Genomic DNA, 21,341 nt, shown 5'->3' on the forward strand with positions numbered 1-21,341 from the left:
CCGGCTTTCCCTGCGCGATGGTTTTAACGGCTTATGGCGCGCTCCCCGGAGACGAATTCCTCTTGCATCCGTCGCTGACGAATTGGCGATTGATCGAAGGCCCGGTTGGGCTCGACAATCTCCATCAGCTTGACACCAGCAACGGGTGCCTGGACCACACGCTTTTGCCGTCCGCAGCTTCCTCGAGCCATACGCCTCGACCGGCCCGCATGCTGCCGGAAGAAGTTTCGACTGAGGCGTTTAAGCGCCGGTCGTCTGCGCGTCGCGTCCGCTCACGGACGAACCGCCCTGCGAACACCTCTCGCGCCCGACGCTGCCGCGTCCACCGCAACCCGTCCCAACGTTCGTGACGATGGCCAACGCCCCTCTTGCGGGACGGGATAACGGGAGTTGTAGATTTGATTTGGGTGCCGTGTTAAGCGAAAAATCTGTGCTGGTCGTGAAATAAGTTTCTTGCCACGTGGGGCAAATCAGTGACAGGGCGCCGGCGAAAATCGCGCGAGCGAACATCTACTGAGGGCACACTTAACTCTCGTTTCGGGCGATATCGCTATCAACGGCGTTTCGACTCGGACAGATTCGGCACGGCGCTGGACGGGGCGAGCGGTGGGACTCGATCAATTGAGTGCACCGTCAACGTATTTCCGTACTTCCCAGAGGGCGGCGTATGAGAGCGCCGTCCTCTGTTCTCGAAGAGACGAGGCACCGCTCTACCATGGACGATGCCTACTGAGGTTGCTATAGTTCAATCAATCAACCAAATAGCTGCTTTCCAATAGCAACATTTTGGCAAATGACATTGAAGACCTCGTTCTATGCCGGGTTATCCGCACAACACGGGACGGGACAAGACATCGATTTCAACGACACTTAGGCTCTCCCATGTCAATCGAACCCCGTTTTTGCTTTAATATTAACTGACTCCATGTGCGAGCATTAGCATGGAAAATAACTGGTATTACGCTGAAGCAAGCGACCGTTCATACGGTCCTGTGACTGTGGAGGACCTCGGACGTGTTCTCCGCGCCAAAGCTAACTCTGTTGATTTTTTGGTTTGGTGCCCGGGCATGGCTGAATGGGGAAAGGCAGGAGAGCAATTTGCTCTGAGAAGGTATTTCCAGCCTCCGCCAATTCCTTCCTATAATCATGGTGCAGCCACGGGACAATTGGTCATTGATCGTGACGACCGCCCAATCCTCGTTGAAGAGGAGCCGTCTAGCCTGCATCCTTGGCGACGATATTTCGCGCGAATGTTTGACTTATATTTTTTCTTTCTTTTCTTTTTCTTTTTCTTGGGCATCGCCCTCCCAAGATTGTTTGACAACTCCGATAAGAGCTTAGATGCGCTGTATGCGATTTTTGGAACGGGAGCCTACGCTATCTTTGAAGGACTCTGTCTGAACGTATTTGGATCGTCGCTTGGAAAGCGCCTCTATGGCATAAAGCTAACTCGGTCGGATAAGGATGGGTTTACCCTCGCTGTCTCTTTCAAAAGATCCTTTGCCGTATGGGCGCGAGGATTGGGAATTGGAATTCCTATCGTCTCTTTAGTTACGCTAATCGTAGCATATCGAACCCTAACACAAGAGAAGCAGACATCGTGGGATCGCGACTTTCAGTGCATTACGACTCATAACAAGTTGTCGGCTCTTCGATGGATTTCGATCGTATTGGTTTGGTTGTTAGTTCTGGCGATTTACATATTCTTGATCGCGCTGGCGGACGGCAAGGCGTGACGGTCGAGGCTGAACGAAGCTGGTACTTTCTTAAGGACGACCAACAAATTGGTCCAATTGCTGAAGCCACGTTCCGCGAATTCGTCAGCGAAGGACTCATAAGGGAGACTGATCTAGTCTGGAGGCAAGGTCTTCAGAATTGGGTTGCAGCCGAACATGTGCTCGAATTGAACGAGGACATGGCAACCAGACTAAAGCCGCCACCCTTGCCGAAGCATGCATTTTCGTCGCGCAGTGTTGGATTGCAACTCGTTCCCCCGCCGCTTCCGATGCACTTTGGGGTATCCAATATTGAAAAGAGCGAGTATTTCGCTGAAACGGGACGTAGCTCCTCGGTCCGCGCTTCTGCTGGAAGCACTCTTGGGCCGCTACCGAAACAATCAGCGAGCTATGGAACTGCGGGCGATTTCGGCACGAGCCCGACGACGGAACGAGAGAAAAATGGCAACTACCTCGCAAAGCATTGGCGAGGAACACTCTCGCTGCCAGTATCGTATTGGTTCAACGGATTTCTGGGCTATCTGATTGCGACAATTGCCGTAACGGCGATAGGAGCAAGTTCACAACTCAAGACCGAATTCTCTCCCAGCATCGCTTTGCTTTCAATGATTGGAATGTGGGCAATTACATTTGCGATACTTTGTTGGCAGGTCGCGGGCACCTGGAGATCGGCGACCAACTACTCAATCAGCAATGCGAAAGCTCCGTGGGCGGGCGTTGCAAAGCTATCGCTGGGTATCGCTGTCATATCGACGCTCGTTCAGTTCACTAGTCGTGGGTTTCCACAGATTCGTGAGATGTACGGCATTTATGCAGGCGATGAGGAGGTTGGAAAGTATGCATTCAGAGTTCTTCGTGATGGTTCCGAGCTAGAGTTTTCTGGTGGAATAACCTTCGGCGCGGCAAAAGAGTTCGTTCGCTTTATCGACGCTATGGGCGCAGTCGCGGTTGTTCACCTGAACTCCAAGGGGGGGAAGAATTGAAGAAGCACAACGTATCGGGGACCTGATTAAGAAGCGAGGCTTGGATACATTCGTATCGGGTTCATGCCTATCGGCATGCACGATTGTCTTTTTGAGTGGAAAGAATAGGTTCATAACCGAGAGCGCCAAGATCGGCTTTCACCAATCAAACTTTGCGGGACTCACAGATGAGGATCGAATCGGACTCGTAGAGAAAGAAGAAAGTCGATTGCAGCGTTTAGGTTTGAGTGCTCGTTTTGCGAAGCGCGCTAATCAGGTCCCCCCAGAAGAAATGTGGATCCCTCAGGTGAGTGAGTTGATCGAGGAAGGGGGTGGCAACTCGAATCGTTGATGGATCGAAGTTCGCTCTTTCGGGGATCAAGGCAGCGGATATCACGCAGGAGAATGGGGATAAAATCTTGCGTGACATTCCAATATACGCAGCAATCGAACGCATGGACGCGCCAACTTATCAAAGAATACTCAGCGAGTTTGTAAATGGTCTGCAAAGAGGGAAATCGACCGACGAGTTGACGACACAGATTTCGCCGATCCTTAATCAACTATTTGAAGAGGCGCTGCCACACGTTGCATCTACGATTCTGGTTGAGTACGTCGAGATGACGGTGAAACATATGAAGCTTCTGAATCAAGAAAGTGGGGCTGCATGCTACATGTATGCGAATCCACAGAGCGATCGCAGCGGATTGTTGGTCACTATCGGGTCAAGATTTCCTACGATAGGACAAGATCAAGGTGCCATGAAGACAAAAGTCTTTGATGCCTACCGAGGAAAGATCCCGCTCGGAGCAGATGGTGACCTAATAAGCCGATCTATTGCTGATGTCGTCAAATTCCTAGAGCGTCGGTTTGGACAAGAGGCTAACATCATGGCTAAGGACGAGGTCAACCCGAGCGAATATTCGTCGTATTGTCGCGTCGTGGCAGCCTTCTACGAAGAAACTCTGCGTCTGCCGTCTCATGTCAGAGCTGCAACTTTACGAAAGCTTTTTGGCGTAAAGTAGGGACGTGACCAAAGGAGCGTCCCGGCATATCTGTGCGCATCTTCGCGCTTTGTATGAATCGCGCCACACGTCACCGAAATTCCCGACAACGCGCAATCGGATTTTCGTACTGACGCAGTCTTCACCGCAAACCGGTCTGAATCTCGGATCAAGTCCGGGGCAGCCTTTCGCCGGAAAACGCGGTGGCTATTCGCTACTACGATGACAGCACACTCAATAGAGGCGTCGAGTATCGCCGGCAAGTTAACTGGCACCGTAATTCTGCCGTTTCTATTGCATTCGCCGTGATCCGCGCCCGCAGGCTAAGCGATCTCGCCGTGGCGCGCTATTCTTCTTCTACCCCACGTTGTCTCGGCTGCAACAAACTGGTGACCCATGGACAGCGATCCCTCACAGATTCCTGTTGAGCCGATTCCATTTGAGCACGGCCTGACGCACTTTGCGCAGAGCCTCACCACAGGACGGGCCAAGATCGTCGCGATCGGCTCGTCGACGACGGCGGGCCACGGCAATATCGAGGCCTATCCGGAGCGGCTGAAGTCGTTTCTTCAGACCGAATATCCGAAAGCTGAGATCACCATGGTCAACAAGGGAATCGGCGGCCAGGAGGCGCCGATCGAGCTTCAGCGGTTCGATACCGACGTCATCGCCGAGAGGCCCGATCTGGTGATCTGGCAGGTCGGAACGAATGCGGTCTGGCAAAGCCCGGACCAGAATCCTCCCTCCTTCAACGCAACCGCCGGGGCCATTCGCGATGGTCTAGTCAAGCTGCGCGAGGAAACGCAGGCCAACGTCATCCTGATGGACCTCCAATATGTGCCGGCTGTACTGACGCCGGCCAAGAAGGAGAAAGCGATCGCGATGGTCGAGGCGATCAGCAAACTGGCGCGGGACGCCGGCGTCAATGTGTTCCGCCGCTTCGCATTCATGAAGGGCCTGTATGAGGTCGAACAGGTTTCGTTCGACCGGATGGTCGACCCGGCGGACGAGCACAGGCTGCACGACAGCGACTGGGCCACGCATCGTGTGGCGTGGGCGATGAAGCTCGCGATCGTCAGCGGCGTCAAAAAGGCACAGTCATCGGTAGCCGTGCCTTCGCGACCATCACAGGCAAGTTAAAGCGCACTGCAACCGTAGTTCAGTCCAGCACTGTCACCGCAATTCGAAAATCGCGCTCACCGTGGATGACGGGACGATTTCACCCGCGACCGGCAAGCTCGACCGGAGTACGGTAGAGCTCGTTGCTGTCGCCGTCGGTAACGCGCACGGCACATCCTGCCGAACACAGCTCGGGACGAACGATGCAAAGCTCGGTCGCGAGGCTATCGGCCTTATCGATCGCGTAATCTGTATTTTCGAGGATCATGCCGCCCTGACTTTTGAAGTCCGCGCCGACGACGAGATCAAAATTGAAGTATGGCATTGGTGTCCCCTGCCAAGTTCCAACTGCACGGAATCTAACCTGAGTCTGGTTGGTTCCCCATTACAACTCTGCTTGTGACGTCTGATTGCGGTAGCCTGTTGCGTTTCGGTATCGCGACCGCACTATTGCGTGCGCATCCGCGGTACATGCCTTTCGTTCCATTTCACGCAGAGGTGTTGGAACTGCAGGGAACAGGGGGAACAAGCTGCTTTCGTCAGCGCTTGTTCCCGGTCCGCTTGCTCGGGCTCATCTTCATACAAGCAATGGAGTAATCCTGATGAGACGATTGTCGCTGGCCCTGGGCCTCTTGGCTGCGTGCGCCGCCACTGGCGCCTCGGCCGAAACGGTCAACCTGACCGGGACCTATCGGTGCATCCAAATGTGCCGGAACGGCATGCTCGGCGCTCCCACCTTCGTCACGCAGAACGGGGACGCCGTGAACCTCACGACGGAAACGGGTGAGTCCTACCGGGCTTGGCCCGACTGGAGCGCGCCCTACAGCCGAATCTGGATCGATGCGCGCGACGAGGGCGCTGTCTATTCGCCCGATGGCATGCGCATTCAGTTCGATGATGGCCGCGTCTGGCAGCGCGACATCGGCCTGCCGCCGGGCGTGGCGTTCCGCCGCGCGCCCGTGGTCTACAGCAGGTAGTTTCAAAGCGTGGGCACGACACTTCGCGCCGTGCCCACTTCTCAGGCCATTTCGACGAAAGCAGCTCGACGGGAAGCTATCGGAATCAAAGGACGGAGTGGGCCGAATGCTCCGTCGTTGCAGTGACGCGAGCGTATCGCCTCAGTTCTTCAGCACAATCCGCCCAACAACCTTGCCGGCCCGCAGCTCGTCGATCCATTTCTGGACGTCGGCCATCGGCTCTTCCTTCATCGGCGTTGGCTTGATCTTGCCGGCGCGGGCGAGCGCCATCAATTCCTTGGCTTCAGTGAGCGTGCCGACCATGAAGCCTTCGATGGTCATGCGCTTGTAGACCCATTGCACCATCGGCAGGCTGAAATTGCCGCCCATCAGGCCGGAGACGACGATCTTTCCGCCGCGCGCCACGGTGGCCACAGCGAACGCCATCGATTTCTCATTGCCGGCAAAATCGACGACGCCGTCGAAGCCGCCCTCGGTTTCCTTCAGGATGCGCCTGACGATTTCGGGCTCGGACGGATCGTAGGCGACCGCGGCGCCGTTCTTGAGCGCGGTCTCGCGCGCGGCGGGGCTAAGATCGGCGACCGTGATGTTCTGCTTGAACATCGCCTGCGCGAATGAAAGCCCCATCATGCCGACGCCGCCGAGGCCGATCAGCAAGAGATTGCGCTGCCGCGGACGGTCGACCAGCCGCTTCAGCGCGCCATAGGCGGTGACGCCCGAGCACATCAGGGTCGCCGCCTGGTTGACGGGAAGCGGATCGTAATCCAGCAGATATTTTGCGTCGGGCACCAGCACATGGGTGGCAAAACCGCCGTCGATGGAGACGCCGAGGAAGCGCTGCTTGACGCAGAGGTTCTCGTCGCCATTGGCGCAGTCGCGGCACTGGCCGCAGCCGATCCAGGGGAATACCGCCTGCTTCTTTCCGATCAGTTCCTTCGGGGCATCTGGCCCGACCTCATCGACCACGCCCGCGATCTCGTGCCCGAGCGTAAACGGCAGCGTCATGCCGCGGGTGGTGTCGAGCTTTTTGCCACCGCCCAAATCAGCATAGCCGTCCTGGATGTGCAGGTCGGAATGGCACAGACCGCAGCGTTCGATGCGGACGAGAACTTCGCGGCCTTGCGGCTTCGGCGTATCGACAATGGTTTCGCACAATGGCGCATCGAATTTGACCAGCGACTGGCGACGCATCAGCGCCATGGCAATATCTCCCTTGAGCTCAAATTTCTTCAGGGCGTTTGAGTGTTTCGTATATCGGTCAATTCGCGGGCCATGGCAACAAAGCCGGAAACCGGAATCGTCTCCGCCCGCCGGGTCGCATCGACCTTGGCGGCTTCCGCCAGCCGTGCCGGATCGACCGACAGCGATTTGAGGCTCTGCCGCAGCATTTTCCGGCGCTGGCCGAAGGCTGCGGCGGCCACCTGTTCGAGGGCGCGGCGGTCGCAGGGCGCAGGCGCGCTGCGCGGCACCAGCCGCACCACCGCGGAGGTCACTTTTGGTTGCGGCACGAAGGCGGCCGGCGAAATGTCGAACAGGATTTTGGTTTCAGTGCGCCAGTTGGCGAGCACCGCGAGCCGGCCATAAGCCTCGTCATTCTCGCTTGCGACGATGCGCTCGGCGACTTCGCGCTGAAACATCAGCACCATCATGTCGTACCAGGGCGGCCAGGGTTCGATCGAAAGCCAGTCCACCAAAAGCGCGGTCGCGATGTTGTAGGGCAGGTTGGCGACGATCTTTGCGCGCTCGCCGCCCAGCATCGGGCGCGGATCGAAGCGTTGCGCGTCGGCGTGCACGATCTCGAGCCGGCCAGGGTAGCGCCTGGCGATATAGTCGAGCGGCGCCAGCGCGCGCTCGTCGCGTTCGACCGCGATAACGCGCTTTGCGCCGAGCGCCAGCAGCGCGCGCGTCAGGCCGCCGGGGCCGGGACCGACCTCGATGATCGTGGCGCCTTCGAGCGGGCCCGCGGCGCGCGCGATCCGCGCGGTGAGGTTGAGGTCGAGCAGAAAATTCTGGCCGAGGGATTTGCGTGCCGACAGGGAATGTTCGCGAATGACGTCGCGCAGAGGCGGTAGATCGTCGATCGCGCTCATGAAGGCTTGGTTGCCGCCATGCGCGCGGCGAGCCGCAAGGCTGCGGCGAGACTCGACGGGTTGGCCTTGCCGGTGCCGGCAATGTCGAAGGCCGTGCCGTGGTCCGGCGAGGTGCGGATGAACGGCAGGCCAAGCGTGACGTTGACGGCGTCCTCGAACGCGATCGTCTTGATCGGGATCAGCGCCTGGTCGTGATACATGCAGATGGCGCAGTCGTAGGTTTTGCGCGCGGCGGCGTGGAACATGGTGTCCGCCGGCAAGGGGCCCCTCGCGTCGACGCCGTCGGCGCGCAGCGTCTCGACAGCGGGTGCCACGATGTCGATGTCTTCGCTGCCGAGCGAGCCGTCTTCGCCGGCATGCGGATTGAGGCCCGATATCGCAAGCCGCGGCCGGGCCAGCCCGAAATGCGCTTTCAGATCCGCGACGGCAATCCGCGCGGTCGTGACGATCAAATCGCTCGAGAGCTGGGCCAGCGCCTCGCGCAGCGAAAGATGGATGGTGACGGGAACGACGGCGAGCGCCGGCGACCACAGCATCATCACCGGCTGCGGCGCGCGGCCGCCATCAGCGGCAAGCTCGGCGAGAAATTCGGTGTGGCCGGGATGGCGGAATCCGGCGCGGTACAGCACGCTCTTGGCGATCGGATTGGTGACGACGGCGCCGGCTCTTCCGCTCCTGACATGGTCGACCGCCTGGCGAATCGAGGCCAGCGCCGCGGTCGCGCTGGTATCGTCGGGCTGTCCGGGGCGCGCGGTGGCGATTTCGCCGGTCGCGACCACGGGCAACGCCTTCGCAAATGCCGCGCTCGCTTCCTCAGGGACAGCATCGCCGAGTTCGACCTGCCATCCCAGGATTTTAGCTCGCTCCGCGAAGAATGCGCGGTCGCCGAGCAGATAGAATGGCGGGAGGTCGAGCTCCTTGCGCCGCAGCCAGGCGGCGAGGGCGATGTCGGGGCCGATGCCCGCCGGCTCGCCGGATGTCAGCGCGAGAGCCTTGATTTTTGGAGCCTCGGACGTCAGATCCCTGGACGCCAGATCCTTCGTTGGATCCTTGGCCATCAACGACATTCGATCATTGCAGCTTTGCGGATGTCGTTCAGATAAGCTTTCGACTTCGCCTCGTATTTCTGGGCGAACATCTTTTCCCGGATTTCCCGCTTCTTCGGCGTGTCGACCTTGGTCGGCTTCCGCTCGCACAACGCCACCATCTCCACGCCCTGCTTGGTGATCTCTGGCGGGGTCAAATGACCGATCTGCGTCTTGTCGAGCAGCTCACGAAGCGGTCCGGGGATGTCGGCCGAGGTCTTGGTCACGATGTCGCGAATGGCGGCGTTCTGCATCGACTTGAAGTAGCTGTTGGCCTGCTCGCAGGTCTGCACGCGCTCGCGCAAGCTTTCCGCCTCCTTGCGCCGCAGGTCGATCGCCGTCTGCGCCGAACCGCGCGGCACGATCAGCACGATCGGCTGCAGCTTGTATTCGAACGCATCGGTCTGGGTTGCCTCGCCGCTGCCCTGGGCGGCGTCGTTAACATCCTTCTCGCCGACCTGCAGGCTCTCCTTGAAGCGGCCGCGCACCAGGCTGCCCCAGACCATCTCGGCCTTGAGGCGGGACTTCAGCGTTTCCGGCCGGACGCCCTGGCTCTCCAGGGATTTGGTGAGCTGCTCGGGTGACAGCCGCATCCGCTGGCTCATGCCGCTATAGGCCTGATCGATATCGCTGGCGGAGGGATCGACGCCGAACCGCTTGGCTTCCTTGATCTTGACCTTTTCGTTGATCAACTCGTCGAGCACTTCCTGCTTGGGCATCTGTTTGCGCGTGGTCAGGAAGTTGAGCTTGGTACGTTGCTCGATATCGAGACTGGTGATGGGTTCGCCGCCGACCATGCAGGCGATAGTCTGCGCCGGCAACGGCGAAACCCCAGCGGCCAGCACAGCAAGCGCGACGGCGCCGCCGGCGGCTAGGGACCCAACATTGGACCAAAGTCGGCGGGAAAGGAGCTTGATGGTGGTCATGGTCATGTCAGACGTATCAACCAATTCGTACCGGGTTGCGCTGGGTACTCTCCCGGCACGGGCTGGGTACTCTCCCGGCACGGTCAGCCCTCACGCTACTGAATGCCCGTGCTGCCGGCCGACGAGGACGAATTCGCGATGGTTCGCAGGCCGATCTGCAGCATGAACGCGTGGCTGAGCACCGGCGGCGTCGTCCCGGCGGAGTAGCTGTAGGACGTAACGTAATTGGCCGCCAGCACGAAGCAGTCATCCACATAGCCTGCGCCGATGATGTACTGGTTCAGCTTGTTGGCTTCAAGATCCCACCGCGCCGAGCCCGACACGACCCAGTTCGACGCCACCTTGATCGAGGCGCTGCCGAGCAGGCCCTCGCGCCGGGTCAGATAGCCGAGTTCCGGCTGCGCGGCATAATTGCCGTAAATCATGCTCACCGACCAGCGGTCGAATGCGGCGCGTCCTTCGGCTTCGAAGCGGTTGATGTTCTGCGTCGCCTCGTCCATGCGCGTGCGCACGCTGAACGTATAGGTCCGGTTCGGCGAGTAGTTGATGCGGGCGACGTAGTCGGAGCGGTTGTTCTGCAGGCCGGAATTGATCGCGGTATTGGTCGCGTCCGCCACCGCGAACGAGTTCAGGCCGAACAACTGGTAGGATTGTCCGAACAGCACGTTGACGCTACCGCCGCGGTCGAACTGCGTGGTCGCCTGGACGCCGACATTGGCGCGGCCGCCGCCTTCGACGCGGTCGTAGCCCGAGAACTTGTCGACGGCGAACAGGTTGCTGGCGTCGAACACCATGCTCTGGGCGTCTTCGTTGGGCAGCTTGCCGGCGTAGGTCTCGTTGGGACGGGCGATGATCTGCGCGATCGGCTCGATCGTGGTGGTGCCCCAGGGCTGAACGTTGATGAAGGGGTAGCGATATTCGAGGCCGACCGTCGGCATCAGGCGGACCGCCTGGGTGTCGCCCACCGGAAGGAAGTTCGAAACGCCGGGCTGGTTCGAGATCGAGGCGTCGATGGCGTCGGCGCGCATGATCGCAAACGGCGTCCAGATCTGGCCCATGGGGTCAGTGAACGACTTCCGCCACTGGGCTTCCGCCGTCAGCCGCGTATAGGTGCCGGGCATGCCGCGCAGCAGGCACTGCGAGGGCAGCCGGGCCAGCGGATCGGCCGATGCGGTCAGGCACAGGCCATTGGTGTTGGCCAGCGTCGTGATCGGGTCGAACGCCGCGGTCGTCCGCGACAGGCTGGTGAAATTCGTCTTGTAGCTGACCTCACCGCCGAGGATCGGGCTGTTGAAGACGTTGGAATAGTCGATGACCGGATGAATCACCGGCACCTTGTCCTGGCTGCCGGAGAACGACAGGTAATAGATCGTGCGCGCGTCGAAGTAGCTGCGGCTGCCGACGCCGGTCAGATAAAGCTGCGAGATCGCTTCCGTCGGAAGGCTCAGGAACGAGCCCAGCGGATCCTTGTACTGGGCCAGCCGGTAGTCCGAGAAGAAGTAGTAGTCCGACAGCAGAACGCCGTCCCAGCCCCAGACCCATTTGTCGTTGAGCGCGAACTGGCCCTTGGTGTCGACGCCGCCGCGGAACTGGCGGTCGCCGGGCTGACCGGCGTAGGCGCCCTGGTCCAGCTGATCGATGCCGTAGGCGCGGATCTGGTAGGAGCCGTTGATCAGGCGCTGGCGGAATTCGCCCTGGAACAGCACGCCCTGCCGCGTGGTGAAGCGCGGATTGAAGGTCGCGTCATAGTCCGGCGCGATCGCCCAGTAGAACGGGATTTCCACGCCGTAGCCATAGCCGGTGACCGTCGTGTAGGACGGCATCAGGAAGCCGGTCTTGCGCTTGACGGTTGGATCGGGCGTCGAGAAATACGGCAGATACGCCATCGGCACGCCGAAGAACTCGAGCTGCGCGTTTTCGAAGTACAGCATCTTGTCGGTCTGGTCGTGGATGATGCGCGCACCCTTGACCTGCCACAGCGGCGGCTTCTTCGGATTGTCCTTGCAGGGCGCGCAGGCGGTGTACACGCCGTTTTCGAACACGGTGTAATTGCCGGCCGAGCGGTCGGCGCGCGTCGCCGCCATCCGCGTGGCGTCAGCGGTATCGACGCGCAGCGAATCGACGAACCCGTCACGGTAGTCGTCGCTCAGGTCCATGATGTTGGCGTAGGTGACTTTGCCTTCCGCATCCGTCAGGCGGATGTTGCCTTCCGCATGCAGCCGCTTGGTCTTCTGGTCATAGATGACCTTGTCGGCCTCCACGCTGGTGCCGTTGTAGAACATCTGCACGTTGCCGACCGCCGACACGCGCTGGTTGTTGTAGTCGTAGTCCACCTCGACCGCCTGCACCATCATCTTGCCGTCGTTGTTGGCAGGCCGTGGCGGCGGCTTGGGCGGCCGCGGATTGTAGGTGAAGCTCTGCGCCGAGGCCGGCGCCGTCAGGGCAAGCTCGATCGAGCCCGCCAAAACGAATCCGGCGAGCAGCGCAAACGTAGTGACGCCAAAGGCAGCCATGCGGGCTCGATAGCGGCGCACATCGGTGCGCCGCCTGAACGCAGGCGACCTCAACTGGCGGGCGGCGACAACGGCCACTACCCGTCCTCCTGGTACAACAAGGCCAAAAAGCCGGTGAGGCCACCCACACAGACGGGCAACCACGCCGCAGCGATCGGATGCATCAACTCAGCCTTGCTCAAATCCTCAGTAACTTTCGACAAAACGTAGAGCAGAAAGCCCGCGCCCACGCCACTCAAAACCATCTTTTGCACGCCGCCCATCCGGAAGAAGCGAAGGCTCACGGAAGCCGCCAACATCACCATCGCAGCCAGCAAAAATGGCTGTGCGATGAGCTTATGGTACTGCAAACGGTAGCCTGCGGTCGCGAAGCCCGAGCTTTCGGAAGAGCGGATATAGCCAGGCAGTTGCCAAAAAGACACGGTTTCGGGGGTGGAGAAACTGTTGCGAACCTGCGCCGGGGTGAGGGTGGTCGAGAGGTAATAGTTGTCTTGATCAACCGGAGGTTGATCAAGGGAGTATCTTCGTACCGATTTGAACGCCCAGCGGCCATCCTCGAGGGCGGCTTCGCGGGCTTCGATTCGCTCCTTGAACTGGAGATCGGTGTCGAACCGGAACACGGTCAGTCCGGTCAGCCGGACACCCTGCTGCTCGCTGCGCGCCGCATTGATGATCGACTGGCCGTCGCTGTTGATCTGGTTGAGCCAGAAGCCGGAAGCATCCTGGATGCCGCCGCCGGGCGCCGAGCCGAACAGTTCGGCCTCCATCCGCTTGGAGAGTTCGCGCAGGTTCGCCGACATCGGGTTGTAGGCAATGGTCGCTACGGTGCCGAGGATGATCGCGCTTGCCAGCGCCGGCGAGATGAACTGCCAGGCGGAAACGCCGGCCGCACGTGCGACCACCAGTTCGAGCCGCCGCGACAGTGCGAGATAGCAGGTCATCGCGCCGATCAGGACGCAGAACGGCATCAGCTTTTCGAGCAGTTGCGGCACCCGGTAAAGCGACGTCTGCGCCACCGTGATCGCGGATGCCGACACCAGTCCGGAAGTCTTGCGGACCATTTCGATGTAGTCGACCAGCACGAGGAGCACGAAAATGCTCGCAAACACGCCCACCGCCGCAACCAGGAAGCGGCCGGCAAAGTATCGCCCGAGCGTATTGGTCATCATGCTCATGCTGTGGCCGGCCGTCCAAAGAGCCGCGCCAGCCGCGCATTCGACCTGTTGATGGCCTCCATCAGCGCCGCCGGCGGCTCCACCACGATGCCGCCGATGATCATCCACAATCCGATGCCGATTGCACTGAACAGCATCAGATACTGGACGAGCGCCATGCCCGGCGTCTTCACCGTCATCACCGAACAGGCGAATCCCGCCATGCGCAGGCCGAACACCGCCAGGATCGATCCGCCGATCGAGAAATTGCGGCTCTGGCGCGTGGTGCGCGGCGAGCCCAGGAAGGCAAAGGTCAGGACTGCGAACGCGAAGGGATAGACCGGCGCCAGGAAGCGGTCATGCAACTCGGCATTGAATTGCCCGGACAATTGCTTGAAGACCGGATCGTCCTCCGAGGGCGAAACCAGCTCCCAGAGATAGCGTTCGCGAATTCCCAGTGCGACGTCGCGGCCGCGATTGGAGAATTTCGACATGTCGAAGGCATAGCGGGCGAATGCCACCAGCGCCGGATCGCGCTTTCCCGCCTCGAAACGTTCGAGGTTGCCGTCCTCCAGCACCAGATAGGAGCCGTTCTCGTTCTTCAGCACCGTGCCATGATCGGCAATGATGGTGACGCGCTCCTTGGGATCGCGGCGGTCGTCGACGAAGATACCGGCGAGCACGCCGCCTGGCTGCCGCTCCCGGATGCGAATCGTCAGGTTCTGGTCGAGTTGGGCGAAACGTCCGGGCTGCAGGATGTTGGTCAGCACGTCGGCCGTGATCTCGGCGTCCCATTGCTTGATCCGGCGCAGGCCGTCGGGAGCAAGATAGGCTGCGATGAAGATGACCAGGAGCGCCACGACACAAGTGGCGAAGAAAAATGGGCGGAACAGCCGGTATGGGGAAAAGCCGGCGGCATTCATCACGATGATTTCGGAATCGGTGGCGAGCTTGTTCAGCGTGTGGGAGATCGCGATCATCAGCGCGATCGGCGCGATGACCAGAATAAGCGCCGGAATCACCAGGCTGGTGATGCCGAGAAAGGTGATGATGGTCTGGCCCTGGCTCGTCATCAGGTCGATGCCGCGCAACGCCTGCGTAATCCAGATCACGCCGGTGAGGCTGACCAGGACCAGCGCAAACGACGCGAGCGTCGTGCGGAAAATGTACCTGTCGATCGACCCCATCGTTACCGTATGATCCCACCTTGCACGCCCAAGAAGCGGCTTCCGACCAACCCTTGTTTGAGGGTTCCCCTTGGTCGGGCCGCCAATCATCAGCCGTCTGCACTCTCACTACCATCCCTTTGATCCGTCAACAAAATGGCCGGGCCGTGGCGCGCTTCCGATATGACTAATAATTCACTTCATGTGGCCTTCCGGCCACTGCGGCGCTTGGCAGTGCCGTGGCTTGCGGGCCATAGTGCCGAAAACATCAGGTCCGAAGTGATTTGGGCCGTTACCGAAGAGAAACATTCCATCGTGCGGGCCGAATTCCGGATCCGTCAGCAGCCCTGAAATTCTGGAGGATTTACCTATGTCCGACGCCGTCAAGGTCGGCTTTGTCGCTTTTTCCGCCGCACCCCGTGGCGTTCTCGTGGTGTTTTGCGATGACGCATTGAAGTTCGGCGAGACGACGCGGAAGGCGCTGGGGAAGGCGGCCGATACCGTCAAGCGTGCGGCGGCGGCCAACCAGTTCAAGGGCAAGAGTGGATCGACGCTCGATATCCCGGCACCCGACGGAATCAAGGCGGAGCGCCTGATTGTGGTCGGTGTCGGCAAGACGGCCGACATCAAGGAGAAGGATTTTCTAAAGTTCGGCGGGGTGACGGCGGGCAAGCTCAACACTGCCAGCGAATCGGTCACCGTGATCGCCGAATTGCCTGAGGCGGCGATGCAGGGCGATGCCGCCGCCGCCATCGCGTCGGGCCTCCGGCTGCGCGCATATAAATTCGACCGCTACAAGACCAAGAAGAAAGACGGCGAGAACGGCGTGCTTCGCGCCGACGTTTCGATTGCGGTTGCGGATGTTGCCGCCGCGCGAAAGGCCTTTGCGCCGGCATCCCATGTCGTGGACGGCGTGGTGATCGCACGCGAACTCGTCAACGAGCCGCCGAACGTTCTCTATCCCGTGGAATTCGCGCGCCGCGCCAGCCAACTCAAGAAACTCGGCGTCGAGGTCGAGGTGCTCGACGTCAAGGCGATGAAGAAGCTCGGCATGGGCGCCTTGCTCGGTGTCGCACAGGGTTCGACCCAGCCCGGCCGCACCGTGATCATGCGCTGGAACGGCGGCAAGAAGGGCGATCAGCCGGTCGCTTTTGTTGGCAAGGGCGTCTGCTTCGATACCGGCGGTATCTCCATCAAGGGCGCCGCCAGCATGGAGGACATGAAAGGCGACATGGGCGGGGCGGCCTGCGTGGTCGGGCTGATGCATGCGCTGGCGGCGCGCAAGGCAAAAGTCAACGCGGTCGGCGCGATCGGCCTGGTCGAGAACATGCCCGACGGCAACGCCCAGCGCCCCGGCGATATCGTCACCTCGATGTCCGGGCAGACCATCGAAATCATCAACACCGACGCCGAGGGCCGGCTCGTGCTGGCCGACGTGCTCTGGTACGTGGCGAAGAAGTTCAAGCCCAAATTCATGGTCGATCTCGCCACACTCACCGGCGCGATCATGGTCGCGCTCGGCACCGAATATTCCGGAATGTTCTCCAACAACGACGAACTGGCGGAACGGCTGAGCAAGATCGGAACCGAAACCGGCGAACGCGTCTGGCGCATGCCGCTCGGTCCCGAATACGACAAGCAGATCGATTCGCAGTTTGCCGACATGAAGAATACCGGGGGGCGCCATGGCGGTTCGATCACCGCTGCGCAATTCCTGCAGCGTTTCGTCGACAACACGCCGTGGGCGCATCTCGACGTCGCCGGAACCGCGATGGGCGCCCCGAAAACCGACATCAACCACAGTTGGGGGTCGGGCTACGGCGTTCGCCTGCTGGACCGATTGGTCGCGGAATATTACGAAGCCACGAAGTAGTCTGGTTGCAGGTGGATGACGGAAGTCCTGTTCTATCATTTGCAGGGCATGTCGCTCGAAAGCGTATTGCCGCCGCTGCTGGAGAAGTCGCTCGAGCGCGGCTGGCGCGTGGTCGTGCAATCGACTTCGCCGGAACGCACCGAGGCGCTCGATACGCATCTGTGGACCTACAGCGACGATTCGTTCCTGCCGCATGCTACATGGCGTGCCGGCGATGCGCAGGACCAGCCCATCATTCTCTCGATCGAGGAGGGCAACCCGAATCAGGCCAATGTCAGATTCCTGATCGACAACGCGGCGTTGCCGGCGGATTGCGACAGCTACGAACGGTTGGTGCTGGTCTTCAACGGCGACGATGACGACGCGCTGGCCGCGGCGCGCGGAGCCTGGGCCGATTGCAAGTCGCGCGGGTTCGAGGTGACGTATTGGCAGGCCGATGAACGTGGACGGTGGCAGCGGCGGCAATAGCGATGCTTGGAAATTAGCATTGGAAAATTAGGATCCTTGGAATTAGCGAATCCCTTGGAACTAATGATAATCTGCGGTTTCTGAGCCGGACCTTGCGGGCAGCCATGGTGGTGCCGCAAAGTGATGGTCGGACAAATGGTTACAGTTTGGGGCGGAGCCTGGGTCTAGCGTGCGACGCGGAACGATCAATCGGAAACCACTGCTGACGTTGTTGCTGCTCGGCCCCGCGCTTGCAGGCTGCTCGGGTGCGTCCGACCTTATGTCGAAGGATGCGGACTGGTTTTCGCGTACCGGACGCGTGTTCATCCGAAACGTGTCGATCGAAACGCCTCCGCTCAGCCCGGAAAAGGCGGTTACGCCGGATGAACTGGTCAGTGCCGACGGCGGGTGTCCCGGAATGACGGCACCGGGTACTGACGCCACCGCGCTGACTAACGGTGCTGCAGGCAGTCCGCCTCCTTCGACGACGGGAAGGGTGGCGCTTGGGCACACCGAATGCGACGTCGTGCGTGGCATTGGTGCACCCGACAACGTCAATTTTTCCAATAATGCCCGCGGCGACCGCGTGGCGGTTGTCAGCTATTCACGCGGCCAGCGGGCCGGCATCTACACCTTCACCGCGGGACGCCTGACGTCGATCGAGCGTGCGCCGGAGCCGGCGGCGCCAGCAAGGGGCCCCAAGCCGAAGAAAAAGCCGGCCGCGTAATCTCGCGGCGGAAAAGTATTATAACTCAAATATTTGTATCGGAACGGAAGGTTTCTGAAGTCGAGCCAGTTCTACTTTGCATGGGGTTGTTTTCGATATTTTGTGTCTGGGCCGTCTAGTCGGTCCGACTTCAGCCCTTCCGCTCTAGCCGGCCGCTTCGTCAAACTGAGAGCTGGCTTCCAGCCAGTTTTCCTCGGCCCGGCGCAGCGCGCTTTCGGCGCCGGCGCGCGCCTTGCTGAGCTGGGCGGCCTGCTTGGGATCGCGCGTGAACAGATCGGGCAACGCAAGCGCGGTGTCGATCTTGGCGATGATGCCGTTGATGCGCTCGATTTCGGCCTCGGCCACGGCGATCCGCTGCTTCAGCGGCGATCGCCATTCGCTTTTGCCGCGCTCGGGCTTTGCGCTTTCCTTGATACGCTCGCTGCCGCGTTCGCGCGAACCGTTGCGTGCGTCGCCGATCGACAACACCATTCGCCGGTATTCGTCGAGGTCACCGTCGTAGGTGGTCACCGTCTGATTGGCGACGACCCACAATTGATCGGCGCAGGCTTCGATCAAATAGCGGTCGTGCGAGACCATGATGACGGCGCCGGGAAAATCATTGATGGCTTCGGCCAGCGCCGCGCGGCTGTCGATGTCCAGATGGTTGGTCGGCTCGTCGAGGATGATCATGTTCGGGCCGAAGAAGGTGGCGAGCCCGAGCAACAGCCGCGCCTTCTCGCCGCCCGACAGGCTCTTGACCAGGGTATCGCCGGCCTTGCCGGAAAACCCGATCGCGCCGGTGCGGCCGCGCACCTTGGTTTCCGGCGCATCGAGCATCAGCCTGCGGACGTGATCGTATGGCGAGGCGTCGAGGTTGAGTTCGTCGACCTGATGCTGCGCGAAATAGCCGACCGAGAGTTTTTCCGCCCGTGTGATCCGGCCGGAGAAGGGCTGCAGCTTGTTGGCCAACAGCTTGACCAGCGTCGATTTGCCGTTGCCGTTGGAGCCGAGCAGGGCGATGCGGTCCTCGGTGTCGATGCGCAGCGTGACGCGATTGAGCACCGGCTTTTTCGGATCGTAGCCGACCGAGACATCATCGACGGCGATGATCGGCGGCGACAGCACTTTTTCCGGTGTCGGGAACGAAATCTCGCGCACATCCTGCGTCACCAGCGCCGTGACCGGCTTCATCCGTTCCAGCATTTTCACGCGGGATTGCGCCTGGCGGGCCTTGGAAGCCTTCGCCTTGAAGCGGTCGACGAAGGCCTGCAGCCGCTTGCGCTCGTCGGCCTGGCGCTTGGCGTGCTTGGCGTCCAGCATTTCGCGCGTGGCGCGCTGTTCCTCGAACGAGGAATAGGTGCCCTTGTAGAGGGTCAGCTTGCCGCGATCGAGGTGCAGGATCTGGTCGACCGAGGTGTCGAGCAGGTCGCGGTCGTGACTGATCACGATCACGGTGCGCGGATAGTTCGCCAGATGGTCTTCCAGCCACAGCGTACCTTCGAGGTCGAGGTAGTTGGTCGGTTCGTCCAGCAGTAGAAGGTCCGGCGCCGAGAACAGCGTCGCCGCCAGCGCCACCCGCATGCGCCAGCCGCCGGAGAATTCCGAGCACGGCCGCGCCTGGTCCGCGGTGGAAAATCCGAGGCCGCTCAGAATCGCGGCCGCGCGCGCCGGCGCGGAATGCGCGTCGATGTCGACCAGCCGGGTCTGGATCTCGGCGATCCGGTGCGGATCGTCAGCGGTTTCGGCTTCATGGAGCAGCGCGTGGCGCTCCAGATCAGCCTTCAGCACGACATTAATCAGACTCTCCGGGCCGTCCGGCGCCTCCTGCGCCAGGCTGCCGATGCGCCAGCGCGGCGGTAGCGTAATGCTGCCGGATTCGACCGGCAGGTCGCCACGGATCGCGTGAAACAGCGTCGATTTGCCGACGCCGTTGCGGCCGACGAAGCCGACGCGCGCGCCAGGCACGATCTGCACCGTGCTGTCGTCGATCAGGAGCCGCCCGGCAATCCGGACCGAAATATCTGTGATGGAGAGCATGCGGGGTTGTCACCGGAGCGGCCGGCAAACGCAACCCATTTATCGGCAAATCGGCTGTCCTTGGTCCTCAATGCAACTCGTTGTCGCGGCGGCGCAGCTCATCGACGAGTTCGCGCAAGCGCGGCGGCAGTTCGTTGTCGGGACGCAGGTTTTGCTGCAGCCGTTCGCCGATGGCGTCGCAGATCGACATGCAGGTCTTGTGATCGATCCGTTCGAAACCGTTATTGATTCGGCCATCCATCGGCGTCTCTATGAGTTCCACCTCGCAGCATTCGCAAGGCTTGAGTGATACTGATGGTCAAGTCACAACGGCGAGATTGGTTTCCGTGCATGATCACATGTATTCGCCTGGAAGTAGTGGGATGCGGTCTGCGATTCGGTTCCACGGCAAAAAAAGCCCCGGCGCGGCGGCCGGGGCGTCAGTCTCAGGGGGAAGCTCACATCAGATCAGTAGCAGCGGTTCACCAGCCGCCAGCGCGGACCCCAGGGGGTCGGGACCAGACGCCGGACGTAGCAGCCGCCATAACCGCCGCCGTAATAGGCCGGGCCGCCGATGAAGACGCGGGGACCACCCCAGCCCCAGCCGTGATGATGGTGCCAGCCATGATGCCAACCGCCATGGTGCCAGCCGCCGCCCCAGGCCGAGGCCGATGTCGGCGCCAGCGCGGCCGCACCCAGCGATGCCGCGGCCACTGCAACGAGCGAGAGTTTGCGTAACATGATCGTCTCCTCAAGGTTTCGGCGCGGAATGCGCGCCATCGGTGAGATCGCCTCCCGTAACGCCCCGGGCCTCGCGGATGCGCGGCCGGTGTCCGATCATCGTTAAGTCTACGGCGGCGAAGCTGAATGGCGGCGTGACGCCGGATACAGAAGGGGTTCACCTTCGTGAAATTGTTGTAATTTGCGGCGTTCTCCGAGCAGGTGCGGGCGGTTTGCCGCGCGAAAACACCTCGAAAATGACCGGCAGGGCGCGTCACCGGGTCGCTTGCCGTCGTGAGGTGACGCCGATATAAGCCCCGCAACTCTCCAACCAGCGTGTTTTGCAAGGACGTAAACAATGGCGATTGAACGCACTTTCTCGATCATCAAACCGGACGCGACCGAGCGCAATCTGACCGGCGCCGTCAACGCGCTGATCGAGAAGGCGGGGCTGCGTATCGTGGCCCAGAAGCGCATTCGCATGACCCGCGAACAGGCGGAAACCTTCTACGCCGTTCACAAGGCGCGTCCGTTCTTCGGCGAACTGGTCGAGTTCATGACCTCCGGGCCGGTCGTGGTGCAGGTGCTGGAAGGCGAGGGCGCCGTTCTGAAATACCGCGACGTGATGGGCGCGACCGATCCGTCGAAGGCGGCGGACGGCACGATCCGCAAGGTCCATGCCAAGTCGATCGGCGAGAACTCGGTGCATGGTTCCGATGCGCCGGAGACCGCCGCGATCGAAATCGCGCAGTTCTTTTCGGGTAACGAAATCGTCGGCTGACCGATTGGAGAGCGGCAAGCAATAGCCGCGCGCAACGGCTGAAGGGCCGGGGGAGAAACGCTT

At 60.8% G+C, this 21,341-nt stretch carries 20 protein-coding genes; 9 read left to right on the plus strand and 11 right to left on the minus strand.

Translation table 11 applies throughout. The features are described 5' to 3' along the window. Nucleotides 1–941: 941 nt before the first annotated feature. From V1293_RS03110 to V1293_RS03125, 4 genes are all read left to right on the plus strand, one after another. Entirely contained in the window at nt 942–1,736 is a 795-nt protein-coding gene (locus V1293_RS03110; RefSeq protein ID WP_334506608.1) for an RDD family protein, read from the plus strand. Beyond that, entirely contained in the window at nt 1,655–2,719 is a 1,065-nt protein-coding gene (locus V1293_RS03115) for a DUF4339 domain-containing protein (RefSeq protein WP_334506609.1), read from the plus strand. Before V1293_RS03110 ends, V1293_RS03115 begins: the two co-directional genes overlap by 82 nt. Nucleotides 2,720–3,030: 311 nt before the next feature. Then, nucleotides 3,031–3,723 (plus strand): hypothetical protein, encoded by a 693-nt coding sequence (locus V1293_RS03120; RefSeq protein WP_334506610.1) that lies wholly within the window; start codon nt 3,031–3,033, stop codon nt 3,721–3,723. Nucleotides 3,724–4,098: 375 nt separating this feature from the next. After that, nucleotides 4,099–4,842, plus strand: coding sequence for an SGNH/GDSL hydrolase family protein (locus V1293_RS03125; RefSeq protein ID WP_334506611.1), 744 nt, complete (start codon nt 4,099–4,101; stop codon nt 4,840–4,842). 79 nt (nt 4,843–4,921) lie between these two features. Here V1293_RS03125 and V1293_RS03130 read toward each other — a convergent pair whose 3' ends face one another. Beyond that, nucleotides 4,922–5,146, minus strand: coding sequence for a hypothetical protein (locus V1293_RS03130; protein WP_334506613.1), 225 nt, complete (start codon nt 5,144–5,146; stop codon nt 4,922–4,924). A gap of 277 nt (nt 5,147–5,423) precedes the next feature. On the opposite strand from V1293_RS03130, the gene V1293_RS03135 reads away from it, so the two are divergent. Next, entirely contained in the window at nt 5,424–5,798 is a 375-nt protein-coding gene (locus V1293_RS03135; protein WP_334506615.1) for a hypothetical protein, read from the plus strand. A gap of 141 nt (nt 5,799–5,939) precedes the next feature. On the opposite strand, the gene V1293_RS03140 is transcribed toward V1293_RS03135, so the two are convergent. The 7 genes from V1293_RS03140 to lptF all read right to left on the minus strand — a co-directional run bounded on the left by V1293_RS03140 (nt 5,940) and on the right by lptF (nt 14,753). Then, nucleotides 5,940–6,998, minus strand: coding sequence for an alcohol dehydrogenase (locus V1293_RS03140; protein ID WP_334506617.1), 1,059 nt, complete (start codon nt 6,996–6,998; stop codon nt 5,940–5,942). 29 nt (nt 6,999–7,027) lie between these two features. Then, nucleotides 7,028–7,888 (minus strand): 16S rRNA (adenine(1518)-N(6)/adenine(1519)-N(6))-dimethyltransferase RsmA, encoded by an 861-nt coding sequence (gene rsmA / locus V1293_RS03145; protein ID WP_334506619.1) that lies wholly within the window; start codon nt 7,886–7,888, stop codon nt 7,028–7,030. Beyond that, nucleotides 7,885–8,946 carry a 4-hydroxythreonine-4-phosphate dehydrogenase PdxA gene (gene pdxA, locus V1293_RS03150; RefSeq protein ID WP_334506621.1) on the minus strand — a complete coding sequence of 354 codons (1,062 nt, stop codon included), beginning with the start codon at nt 8,944–8,946 and terminating at the stop codon, nt 7,885–7,887. Before pdxA ends, rsmA begins: the two co-directional genes overlap by 4 nt. Next, nucleotides 8,946–9,899: a SurA N-terminal domain-containing protein gene (locus V1293_RS03155; RefSeq protein WP_442894329.1), complete on the minus strand. Its 954-nt coding sequence runs from the start codon at nt 9,897–9,899 to the stop codon at nt 8,946–8,948. The genes pdxA and V1293_RS03155 overlap by 1 nt, the downstream gene beginning before the upstream one ends. Before the next feature lie 95 nt (nt 9,900–9,994). Then, the gene (locus tag V1293_RS03160) at nt 9,995–12,490 is read right to left on the minus strand and encodes an LPS-assembly protein LptD (RefSeq protein WP_442894203.1); all 2,496 of its coding nucleotides are present in this window, start codon (nt 12,488–12,490) and stop codon (nt 9,995–9,997) included. Further along, nucleotides 12,490–13,587: an LPS export ABC transporter permease LptG gene (lptG, locus tag V1293_RS03165; protein ID WP_334506625.1), complete on the minus strand. Its 1,098-nt coding sequence runs from the start codon at nt 13,585–13,587 to the stop codon at nt 12,490–12,492. The genes V1293_RS03160 and lptG overlap by 1 nt, the downstream gene beginning before the upstream one ends. After that, nucleotides 13,584–14,753 carry an LPS export ABC transporter permease LptF gene (lptF, locus tag V1293_RS03170; protein ID WP_334506627.1) on the minus strand — a complete coding sequence of 390 codons (1,170 nt, stop codon included), beginning with the start codon at nt 14,751–14,753 and terminating at the stop codon, nt 13,584–13,586. Before lptF ends, lptG begins: the two co-directional genes overlap by 4 nt. A gap of 349 nt (nt 14,754–15,102) precedes the next feature. Here lptF and V1293_RS03175 point away from each other — a divergent pair, with 349 nt between their 5' ends. The 3 genes from V1293_RS03175 (at nt 15,103) to V1293_RS03185 (ending at nt 17,779) form a co-directional block, all read left to right on the plus strand. Continuing rightward, a complete protein-coding gene (locus tag V1293_RS03175) occupies nt 15,103–16,605 on the plus strand; it encodes a leucyl aminopeptidase (RefSeq protein WP_334506629.1) in 1,503 nt (500 codons plus the stop codon). 15 nt (nt 16,606–16,620) lie between these two features. After that, the gene (locus tag V1293_RS03180) at nt 16,621–17,073 is read left to right on the plus strand and encodes a DNA polymerase III subunit chi (protein ID WP_334506630.1); all 453 of its coding nucleotides are present in this window, start codon (nt 16,621–16,623) and stop codon (nt 17,071–17,073) included. 214 nt (nt 17,074–17,287) lie between these two features. Then, nucleotides 17,288–17,779: a hypothetical protein gene (locus V1293_RS03185; RefSeq protein ID WP_442894330.1), complete on the plus strand. Its 492-nt coding sequence runs from the start codon at nt 17,288–17,290 to the stop codon at nt 17,777–17,779. 144 nt (nt 17,780–17,923) lie between these two features. Here the strand turns inward: V1293_RS03185 and V1293_RS03190 are convergent, their stop codons facing one another. From V1293_RS03190 to V1293_RS03200, 3 genes are all read right to left on the minus strand, one after another. Further along, nucleotides 17,924–19,798 carry an ABC-F family ATP-binding cassette domain-containing protein gene (locus tag V1293_RS03190; protein WP_334506631.1) on the minus strand — a complete coding sequence of 625 codons (1,875 nt, stop codon included), beginning with the start codon at nt 19,796–19,798 and terminating at the stop codon, nt 17,924–17,926. Nucleotides 19,799–19,865: 67 nt separating this feature from the next. Further along, nucleotides 19,866–20,039 (minus strand): hypothetical protein, encoded by a 174-nt coding sequence (locus tag V1293_RS03195; protein WP_334506633.1) that lies wholly within the window; start codon nt 20,037–20,039, stop codon nt 19,866–19,868. 206 nt (nt 20,040–20,245) lie between these two features. Continuing rightward, nucleotides 20,246–20,518, minus strand: coding sequence for a sulfur globule protein precursor (locus V1293_RS03200; protein WP_334506634.1), 273 nt, complete (start codon nt 20,516–20,518; stop codon nt 20,246–20,248). 337 nt (nt 20,519–20,855) lie between these two features. Between V1293_RS03200 and ndk the strand changes: the two genes are divergently transcribed. After that, complete coding sequence (gene ndk / locus V1293_RS03205) at nt 20,856–21,278, plus strand: nucleoside-diphosphate kinase (RefSeq protein WP_334506635.1); 423 nt, start codon at nt 20,856–20,858, stop codon at nt 21,276–21,278. Nucleotides 21,279–21,341: the final 63 nt, after the last annotated feature.

Source organism: Bradyrhizobium sp. AZCC 1693 (assembly GCF_036924745.1).
Lineage (GTDB): Bacteria > Pseudomonadota > Alphaproteobacteria > Rhizobiales > Xanthobacteraceae > Bradyrhizobium.

Excerpts from the sequence above, each read along its gene's own strand:
- V1293_RS03110 (WP_334506608.1), top strand. The coding sequence starts at position 942 with ATGGAAAATAACTGGTATTACGCTGAAGCAAGCGACCGTTCATACGGT.
- V1293_RS03115 (WP_334506609.1), top strand. The coding sequence starts at position 1,655 with ATGGATTTCGATCGTATTGGTTTGGTTGTTAGTTCTGGCGATTTACAT.
- V1293_RS03125 (WP_334506611.1), top strand. The coding sequence starts at position 4,099 with ATGGACAGCGATCCCTCACAGATTCCTGTTGAGCCGATTCCATTTGAG.
- V1293_RS03130 (WP_334506613.1), bottom strand. The coding sequence starts at position 5,146 with ATGCCATACTTCAATTTTGATCTCGTCGTCGGCGCGGACTTCAAAAGT.
- V1293_RS03135 (WP_334506615.1), top strand. The coding sequence starts at position 5,424 with ATGAGACGATTGTCGCTGGCCCTGGGCCTCTTGGCTGCGTGCGCCGCC.
- V1293_RS03140 (WP_334506617.1), bottom strand. The coding sequence starts at position 6,998 with ATGGCGCTGATGCGTCGCCAGTCGCTGGTCAAATTCGATGCGCCATTG.
- rsmA (WP_334506619.1), bottom strand. The coding sequence starts at position 7,888 with ATGAGCGCGATCGACGATCTACCGCCTCTGCGCGACGTCATTCGCGAA.
- pdxA (WP_334506621.1), bottom strand. The coding sequence starts at position 8,946 with ATGGCCAAGGATCCAACGAAGGATCTGGCGTCCAGGGATCTGACGTCC.
- V1293_RS03155 (WP_442894329.1), bottom strand. The coding sequence starts at position 9,899 with ATGACCACCATCAAGCTCCTTTCCCGCCGACTTTGGTCCAATGTTGGG.
- lptG (WP_334506625.1), bottom strand. The coding sequence starts at position 13,587 with ATGAGCATGATGACCAATACGCTCGGGCGATACTTTGCCGGCCGCTTC.
- lptF (WP_334506627.1), bottom strand. The coding sequence starts at position 14,753 with ATGGGGTCGATCGACAGGTACATTTTCCGCACGACGCTCGCGTCGTTT.
- V1293_RS03175 (WP_334506629.1), top strand. The coding sequence starts at position 15,103 with ATGTCCGACGCCGTCAAGGTCGGCTTTGTCGCTTTTTCCGCCGCACCC.
- V1293_RS03180 (WP_334506630.1), top strand. The coding sequence starts at position 16,621 with ATGACGGAAGTCCTGTTCTATCATTTGCAGGGCATGTCGCTCGAAAGC.
- V1293_RS03190 (WP_334506631.1), bottom strand. The coding sequence starts at position 19,798 with ATGCTCTCCATCACAGATATTTCGGTCCGGATTGCCGGGCGGCTCCTG.
- V1293_RS03195 (WP_334506633.1), bottom strand. The coding sequence starts at position 20,039 with ATGGATGGCCGAATCAATAACGGTTTCGAACGGATCGATCACAAGACC.
- V1293_RS03200 (WP_334506634.1), bottom strand. The coding sequence starts at position 20,518 with ATGTTACGCAAACTCTCGCTCGTTGCAGTGGCCGCGGCATCGCTGGGT.
- ndk (WP_334506635.1), top strand. The coding sequence starts at position 20,856 with ATGGCGATTGAACGCACTTTCTCGATCATCAAACCGGACGCGACCGAG.